General features: G+C 64.6%; 5 protein-coding genes. 2 read left to right on the top strand and 3 right to left on the bottom strand.

All coding sequences use genetic code 11. The features are described 5' to 3' along the window. Window positions 1–226: 226 nt before the first annotated feature. Window positions 227–685, top strand: coding sequence for a response regulator (locus tag CAG31_RS27025; protein ID WP_085586801.1), 459 nt, complete (start codon window positions 227–229; stop codon window positions 683–685). A 281-nt stretch (window positions 686–966) separates the two neighbouring features. On the opposite strand, the gene CAG31_RS27030 is transcribed toward CAG31_RS27025, so the two are convergent. Beyond that, window positions 967–3,144: a malate synthase G gene (locus CAG31_RS27030; protein WP_085586802.1), complete on the bottom strand. Its 2,178-nt coding sequence runs from the start codon at window positions 3,142–3,144 to the stop codon at window positions 967–969. 564 nt (window positions 3,145–3,708) lie between these two features. Between CAG31_RS27030 and CAG31_RS27035 the strand changes: the two genes are divergently transcribed. After that, window positions 3,709–4,227, top strand: a complete 519-nt coding sequence (locus CAG31_RS27035; protein WP_085586803.1) for a glycine cleavage system protein R — start codon at window positions 3,709–3,711, stop codon at window positions 4,225–4,227. Window positions 4,228–4,450: 223 nt separating this feature from the next. Here the strand turns inward: CAG31_RS27035 and rarD are convergent, their stop codons facing one another. After that, entirely contained in the window at window positions 4,451–5,338 is an 888-nt protein-coding gene (rarD, locus tag CAG31_RS27040; RefSeq protein ID WP_085586804.1) for an EamA family transporter RarD, read from the bottom strand. A gap of 151 nt (window positions 5,339–5,489) precedes the next feature. Then, entirely contained in the window at window positions 5,490–6,464 is a 975-nt protein-coding gene (locus tag CAG31_RS27045) for a serine/threonine protein kinase (RefSeq protein ID WP_085586805.1), read from the bottom strand. Between the last annotated feature and the right edge of the window lie 208 nt (window positions 6,465–6,672).

Below are 6,672 nucleotides of genomic sequence, written 5' to 3' on the forward strand. Positions count from 1 at the left end.
GTTGGAGCGTTGTCGCCATGGTCGGCCCCTGCGGCCGGGGTGCCCATTGGACGTAAGTCTAGGTGGGCAATGCCGTTCGGGGCATTTCGGAAATGCCCTACGTTATCAGTCGGATTTTCTTTTTCCGGCCCCTTGGAAAACAATCCGACGAAGTGCACATTGAAGCTCTGTCCAACGATGTCTGACCACTGTGCCAGGGGAACGACTTGCCTACGTAGAGAACGCCATGTCCGATCACGATATTTTGAGCGACGCCGAACAGGAGGCGCTGCGGGACGTCATGCTCGAGCCCGCGCTGCCGCCTCAACGGGCATTGATCGTCGACGACGACAAGGACGCCCGGGAGTTGCTGGCGGAGATCCTCGCCTTGGACGGCATCGATTGCGTGACCGCCTCCAGCGGCGAAGAGGCGCTCAGGATGCTGATGCCCGACACGGACAACAAACGGCGGATCGGGTTGGTGATCACCGACCTGCGCATGGAGCACGTGGGGGGGCTTGAGCTGATTCGTCGGGTGCGCGAGTCGGAGCGCGCGGCCCTGCCGATCATCATCGTGTCCGGCGACGCCTCGGTGAAGGACGCCATCGCCGCCATGCACCTGAGCGTGGTGGACTTTCTGCTCAAGCCCATCGACACCGCCAAGCTGCTGCAGTTGGCGAGGCGTGAATTGGGGATGGCGCCCTGACCTTGCTGTGAAGGTTTGTGAGGCCGGTATCTGCTCCCCCCCTCTTTTGAACCCGGTTACTTTCCCGTTGCGGTAGTGACAGTCTTGATCTGCGGTGTTTTTGCTGACGCCATCGCCAGCAGGCTGGCTCCCACACGGAATCTTGGGTGAATGCGGTACCTGCGAACGCTGCAAGACCAGGTGGGAGCCAGCCTGCTGGCGATGGCGTCAGCCAAGGCGCACCCCAAAAAAAAGCCCTGACCGCAAGATCAGGGCTTTTTCGTCTCCGGCGTCAGCGCGGGTTACAGGCCGTTGGCCTTCTTGAACTCGCGGCGGCGACGGTGCAGCACCGGCTCGGTGTAGCCGTTAGGCTGTCGGGTGCCTTCGATCACCAGTTCGACCGCCGCCTGGAAGGCGATGTTGCGGTCGAAGTCCGGCGCCAGCGGACGGTACAGCGGGTCGTTGGCGTTCTGACGGTCCACCACCGGCGCCATGCGCTTGAGGCTTTCCATCACCTGGGCCTCGGTGACGACGCCGTGGCGCAGCCAGTTGGCGATGTGCTGGCTGGAGATGCGCAGCGTCGCGCGGTCTTCCATCAGGCCGACGTCATTGATGTCCGGCACCTTCGAGCAGCCCACGCCCTGGTCGATCCAGCGCACCACGTAACCGAGGATGCCCTGGGCGTTGTTGTCCAGTTCGTGCTTGATCTGCTCCGGCGTCCAGGTCGGATTGACCGCCAGCGGGATGGTCAGGATGTCGTCCACCGACGCACGTTCGCGCTTGGCCAGTTCGGCCTGGCGGGCGAACACGTCGACCTTGTGGTAGTGCAGCGCGTGCAGCGCGGCGGCGGTCGGCGACGGCACCCAGGCGGTGTTGGCGCCGGCCAGCGGGTGGGCGATCTTCTGTTCGAGCATCGCCGCCATCAGGTCGGGCATCGCCCACATGCCTTTGCCGATCTGCGCACGGCCTTGCAGGCCGGCGCGCAGGCCGATGTCGACGTTCCAGTTCTCGTAGGCGCCGATCCACTTCTCGGCCTTCATGTCGGCCTTGCGCACGACGGGGCCGGCTTCCATGGAGGTGTGGATCTCATCGCCGGTGCGGTCGAGGAAACCGGTGTTGATGAACACCACGCGCTCGCTGGCCGCCTGGATGCACGCCTTGAGGTTGACCGTGGTGCGGCGCTCCTCGTCCATGATCCCGACCTTCAGGGTGTTGCGCGCAAGGCCCAGCACGTCTTCGATGCGGCCGAACAGCTCGTTGGTGAACGCCGCTTCTTCCGGGCCGTGCATCTTCGGCTTGACGATGTAGATCGAGCCGGTGCGGGTGTTCTTGCGCGAGGTGTTGCCGTTGAGGTTGTGCATCGCCGCCAGGCAAGTCACCAGACCGTCGAGGATGCCTTCCGGCACTTCGTTGCCGTGCCGGTCGAGGATCGCGTCGATGGTCATCAGGTGGCCGACGTTGCGCACGAACAGCAACGAGCGGCCGTGCAGGGTCAGTTCGCTGCCGTCGGCCTTCGTGTAGGTGCGGTCGGGGTTCATGGTGCGGGTGAAGGTCTGGCCGCCCTTGGCCACTTCTTCGGCCAGGTCGCCCTTCATCAGGCCGAGCCAGTTGCGGTAGATCACCACTTTGTCGTCGGCGTCGACGGCGGCCACGGAGTCTTCGCAGTCCATGATGGTGGTCAGCGCCGCTTCCATCAGGATGTCTTTGACGCCGGCGGCGTCGGTCTGGCCGACCGGGGTGGCGGCGTCGACCTGGATCTCGAAGTGCAGGCCGTTGTTTTTCAGCAGGATGGCGAGCGGGGCGTTGGTGTCGCCCTGGAAGCCGATCAGCTGCGCCGGGTTGCGCAGGCCGGTCTCGCTGCCGTTCTTGAGCGAGACGGCCAGTTTGCCGTCAACGATCCTGTAGCCGGTGGAATCGACGTGGGAGCCGGACGCCAGCGGCGCGGCTTCGTCGAGGAAGGCGCGGGCGAAGGCGATGACCTTGTCGCCGCGCACCTTGTTGTAGCCTTTGCCTTTTTCCGCGCCGCCGGCTTCGCTGATGGCGTCGGTGCCGTACAGGGCGTCATACAGCGAACCCCAGCGGGCGTTCGAGGCGTTGAGGGCGAAGCGGGCATTCATCACCGGCACGACCAGTTGCGGGCCTGCGGTGCGGGCGATCTCGTCGTCGACGTTTTGCGTCGTTGCCTGGAAATCGGCGGCTTCGGGCAGCAGGTAGCCGATCTCTTGCAGGAAGGCTTTGTAGGCCGCGGCGTCGTGAGGCTGACCGGCACGGGATTGGTGCCAGCCGTCGATACGGGCCTGGAAATCATCGCGTTTGGCGAGTAGGGCTTTGTTCTTCGGCGCCAGGTCGTGGATGACCTTGTCGGCGCCTTCCCAGAACTGCTCGGCGGTGAGGCCGGAACCGGGAATGGCTTCGTTGTTCACGAAGTCGAACAGGACTTTGGCGACCTGAAGGCCACCGACTTGAACGTGTTCAGTCATTGCTTGCCTCACTCTGCTCAGCTATTTCGCTTTTCAGCTCTTCGAATTGACGATGAAGCCACTGGCCATTTAAACCACAAACCCCTCTACCAGTACATGCCGTCGCCGGCGGCTGGGTTGGCATCCAATCAACGGCTTGGGGCCTTGCTGACGGGGCTTTCGGGGTTGCGGACGTGCCTTGGGCAGACATCGGTCCAACATTATGTAGTGCGCGCTGCGGCATACTACATGATGACCTGCGGTTGTGAAAATCAGACTAATTACGTCGTTCTGCGACCCCATGACGCATTGCGGTCACGGCGCGGAACGGGATGTTCTCAAAAAAGTGCTGGATTGTTCCAGCTAAATATAAAAAGTTGTACACGATTTGTTCTGTGGCCGGGATCGGCGGCGCCTGGGTTCGCGGGCAGGCCCGCTCCCGCAGAAGCTGGGGCGCCCTGGCGGGCGCCATCGCCAGCAGGCTGGCTCCCACCGTTCTGTCGGTGTCGACGACCCCGCCGCACAGTCTGCCCGCTTGCCTATACTTGCCTTTCCATCACAAAAGTCACGACAGAGGGCTGCGCCATGGATCACCTCGTACTCACCGTCTTCGCCCCGGACAAGCCGGGCCAGGTCGAGCGCATCGCCCAATGCATCGCCGAGCACGGCGGCAACTGGCTGGAGAGCCGCATGTCGCGGATGGCCGGGCAGTTCGCCGGGATCCTGCGGGTGGGCGTGCCGGCGGAGGCTTACGAAGCTTTAGTCGATTCCCTACAGGCGCTGTCGGCCCTGGGCATCCGCGTGCAGATCGCCGAGAGCGGCATCGAGCAGGCCTGCACCTGGAAACCGATCGCCATGGAACTGGTGGGCAACGACCGCCCCGGCATCGTGCGGGACATCACCCGGTTGCTGAGCGAGCAGGGGGTGAACCTGGAGCGGCTGGTGACCGAAGTGCGTCCTGCTCCGATGAGCAGTGAGCCGCTGTTCCACGCCGAGGCGATCCTGGCCGTGCCGCTGACCCTGTCGCTGGATGTGCTGCAGTCGCGGCTGGAGACCCTGGCCGACGACCTGATGGTGGAACTGGTGCTGCGCACAGACCCTTGAGCGCCGGACAGGTTATCCCGTGAAAAACTGAACCTGGCTGTGGATAACCTGTAGAGACCGCGCGCCAGGCCACGCCGGCCGTGGCTTGGCGAAGATTGATCAAAAAATCACCGCCAATCACCGACTTGCGCACAATCGGCGGGGATCACGCTGTGGATAACCTTGGGAAGGAACGGTGCAGGCCACGAGAACCGTGGCCTGCGCAGGGGTGTTCGTTTTTTGATCAGGCGCGCCGGCGCAGGCTCAGCCAGGCATCGACGCTGTACACCGCCAGACCCGCCCAGATGAACATGAACGCCACGAGGGTGCTCGACGACAGGTGCTCGCCGAACAGCAGCACCGCCTGCAGCAGCACCAGGGTCGGCGCCAGGTACTGGAGAAAGCCCAGGGTGGTGTAGGGCAGGTGCCGCGCGGCGGCGTTGAAGCACACCAGCGGCACCAGCGTCACGGGCCCGGCCGCCACCAGCCACCAGGCTTGGGACGTGCTCCAGAATTCGGCCTGGGCGCTGGCCGCGGTCGGGTTGAGCAGCAGCCAGGCGAGCGCGATCGGCACCAGCATCCAGGTCTCCACCACCAGCCCCGGCAACGCCTTGACCGGCGCCTGCTTGCGGATCAGTCCGTAGAAGCCGAAGGACAACGCCAGCGCCAGGGACACCCACGGCAGGCTGCCGACCTGCCACACCTGCTGCGCCACGCCGATGGCCGCCAGCGCCACCGCCAGCCACTGCATGCGCCGCAGGCGTTCGCCGAGGATCAGCATGCCCAGCAGCACGTTCACCAGCGGGTTGATGTAGTAGCCCAGGCTGGCCTCCAGCATGCGGCCGTTGTTCACCGACCACACGTAAGTCAGCCAGTTGGCCGCGATCAGGGTGCCGCTCAGCGCGAGGATGGCCAGGCGCTTGGGGTTTTCCCGCAGTTCGCGCCACCAGCCCGGGTGTTTCCACACCAGCAGCAACAGCGCGCCGAACAGGGCCGACCAGAGCACCCGGTGGATGATGATCTCGACGGCCGGCACGGCGGCGATGGCTTTGAAGTAGAGCGGGAACAGGCCCCAGATGATGTAGGCGCTCAGTCCCAGGATGTACCCGCGGCGCGGGTTGGCGGCTTGCATGCAGAGTCCTTGCTTAGGCAGCTAACAAAGGGGGGATTGTAAGGAGTTTCGCCCTGGAATGTCGCAGTCGATCGCTCAGGAATTCGCGCACAAAAAACGGTGGGAGCGAGCCTGCTCCCACAGGGGAACCTTCCAGGTCGAGGGGGCGGGATCAGAACAGTTTCAGCGGCTCTTCATCCAGCGCCGCCGTTTGCTCGCGCAGCGCCAGCACCTGATCGCCCCAGTAGCGCTCGCTGCCGAACCACGGGAAGCTGCGGGGGAACGCCGGGTCGTCCCAGCGCCGGGCCAGCCAGGCGCTGTAGTGCATCAGGCGCAGGGCCCGCAGCGGCTCGATCAGCGCCAGTTCGCGCGGGTCGAAGTCGTGGAACTCGTTGTAGCCGTCCATCAGCTCGGCCAGTTGTCCGAGGCGTTCCTGGCGGTCGCCGGCCAGCATCATCCAGAGATCCTGCACCGCCGGCCCCATGCGGCAGTCGTCGAGGTCGACGATGTGGAACACGTCGTCGCGGCACAACAGGTTGCCGGGGTGGCAGTCGCCGTGCAGGCGGATGTTGCGGTGCGGGGTGGCGGCGTAAAGGTCTTCGACGCGCTTGAGCAGGTCGCGGGCGACGGATTCGTACGCCGGCAGCAGGCTCTTGGGGATGAAATTGCCTTGCAGCAGCGTGTTCAGCGAATCATGGCCGAAGTTGTTCACGGCCAGGGCTTCGCGGTGTTCGAACGGTTGGGTCGCGCCCACGGCATGCAGGCGCCCGAGCAGTTGGCCGAGGCGGTACAACTGATCGAGGTTGCCCGGCTCCGGCGCCCGGCCGCCGCGACGGGGGAACAGGGTGAAGCGGAAACCCTGGTGTTCGTGCAGGGTGTCGTCGTTGTGGATCAACGGCGCCACCACCGGGATCTCGCGTTCGGTCAGTTCCAGGGTGAAGCGGTGCTCTTCCAGGATTGCCGCATCGCTCCAGCGCTGCGGGCGGTAGAACTTGGCGATCAGCGGCTCGCTGCCTTCGATGCCGACCTGGTACACGCGGTTTTCGTAGCTGTTGAGCGCCAGGATGCGCGCGTCGCTGAGGAAACCGATGCTCTCGACGGCGTCGAGCACGAGGTCTGGGGTGAGGGTTTCAAACGGGTGGGCCATGCTGACTCCTGCGCGCGGCAGGCGGCCGCGTCCGGCCCGGCATGGTAACGCAGGTGGGCGGTGGGTGTCTGTGCTGACGCCATCGCGGGCAGGCTGGCGCCCCCGTTTCCTGTGGGAGATTCTATGGTTGAGGCAAAGCCCTCAGCCTGCTTTCGGTTCATATTCGCTTTGTCCTTTGAGCAGGGCGAATACGATCCGGGCCAGTTTG

The organism is Pseudomonas sp. R25(2017) (assembly GCF_002112565.1).
GTDB classification, from domain to species: Bacteria; Pseudomonadota; Gammaproteobacteria; order Pseudomonadales; family Pseudomonadaceae; genus Aquipseudomonas; species Aquipseudomonas ekonensis.